We start from the raw sequence: 1,656 nt of genomic DNA, 5'->3' as shown, positions 1-1,656 counted from the left end.
ACGCCAAGCGGGGTGAGGTGCTCGCCGACATCGGCCTCACGCCGGTCGAGATCGCCGGGCGGATCAGCGCGAGCCTGGCCACTCAGGAGGCGCGCTCGACGGTCACGGAGGCCGAATCCGCGGTCGAGGGGCAGGTCCCCGAAGGGCAGGTCCCCGAGGCGCGGCGGGCTGTGAACGGGAAGGCCGCTGACGGTAAGGCTCCCGCGTCGGGCGGCTCGAAGGCGCGGTCCGCCGGGCAGGGCGCTGCAGGCGCTTCGAGGGCGCAGCCCGCCAGGCAGCGCGTCGCGAAGAGGCAGACCGCCAAGAAGCCGGCGGGCAAGGAGCACGCGTCCAAGGAGAAACAGGAATGACGACCAGCAAGTCCCAGGAGTTCGACCTCGCCGGTCTGCTTGCCGAGCGCGGAGCCGAGCGCTACGAGCTGCACGCGAAGCACCTGAACCACCAGCTGCCGCGCATGCTGCACACCATCGGCTTCGACAAGGTCTACGAGCGGGCCGAGGGCGCGTACTTCTGGGACGCGGACGGCAACGAGTACCTGGACATGCTGGCCGGGTTCGGGGTGATGGGCCTGGGCCGCCATCACCCCGTCGTCCGCAAGGCGCTGCACGACGTCCTCGACGCCCAGCTCGCCGACCTCACCCGCTTCGACTGCCAGCCGCTGCCCGGGCTGCTGGCGGAGAAGCTGCTCACGCACAGTCCCCACCTGGACCGGGTGTTCTTCGGCAACAGCGGTACGGAGGCCGTCGAGACCGCGCTGAAGTTCGCCCGCTACGCGACCGGGAAGCCGAGGGTCCTGTACTGCACCCACGCCTTCCACGGTCTGACCACCGGGTCCCTGTCCGTCAACGGCGAGGACGGCTTCCGGGACGGCTTCGCCCCGCTGCTGCCCGACACGGCCGTCCCGCTCGGCGATCTAGACGCGCTGGCAAGGGAGTTGAAGAAGGGTGACGTCGCCGCGCTGATCGTCGAGCCGATCCAGGGCAAGGGCGTGCACGAGTCGCCGCCCGGATATCTGCGCGCCGCACAGGAGTTGCTGCGCAAGCACAAGGCGCTCCTCATCGCGGACGAGGTGCAGACGGGGCTCGGCCGGACCGGGGACTTCTACGCCTACCAGCACGAGGACGGCGTGGAGCCGGACCTGGTGTGCGTGGCCAAGGCGCTGTCCGGCGGGTATGTGCCCGTCGGGGCCACCCTCGGCAGGGACTGGATCTTCAAGAAGGTCTACTCGACCATGGACCGTGTCCTCGTGCACTCCGCGAGTTTCGGGGCCAACGCGCAGGCCATGGCGGCGGGCCTCGCCGTCCTCTCGGTCATGGAGAACGAGCAGATCGTCGCCAACGCCCGGGCCACGGGGGAGCAGTTGAAGTCCCGGCTCGCGGCGCTCGTCGACAAGTACGAGCTGCTGAGTGATGTGCGCGGCCGTGGGCTGATGATCGGCATCGAGTTCGGGCGGCCCAAGTCGCTGAAGCTGCGCAGCCGTTGGACGATGCTGCAGGCCGCGCGGAAGGGGCTGTTCGCCCAGATGGTGGTCGTGCCGCTGCTCCAACGGCACCGGATCCTCACCCAGGTCTCCGGCGATCACTTGGAGGTGATCAAGCTGATTCCGCCACTAGTCGTCGGGGAGCGGGACGTCGACCGGTTCGTGGAGGCCTTCAC

General features: G+C 69.5%; 2 protein-coding genes. Both read left to right on the top strand.

All coding sequences use genetic code 11. The features are described from left to right. On the top strand, positions 1 to 350 hold a 350-nt coding region (locus tag EU811_RS23415), incomplete at its 5' end, for a hypothetical protein (protein WP_238703559.1). Next, positions 347 to 1,656 (top strand): aspartate aminotransferase family protein (locus tag EU811_RS23410; protein WP_142940611.1); only part of this gene is annotated, 1,310 nt, incomplete at its 3' end. The genes EU811_RS23415 and EU811_RS23410, both read left to right, overlap by 4 nt.

Source organism: Arthrobacter sp. TS-15, from assembly GCF_006964045.1.
Lineage (GTDB): Bacteria > Actinomycetota > Actinomycetes > Actinomycetales > Micrococcaceae > Arthrobacter.
Note: the sequence above shows the minus strand (reverse complement) of the source record. Positions and strands in the feature narration are given on the sequence as shown.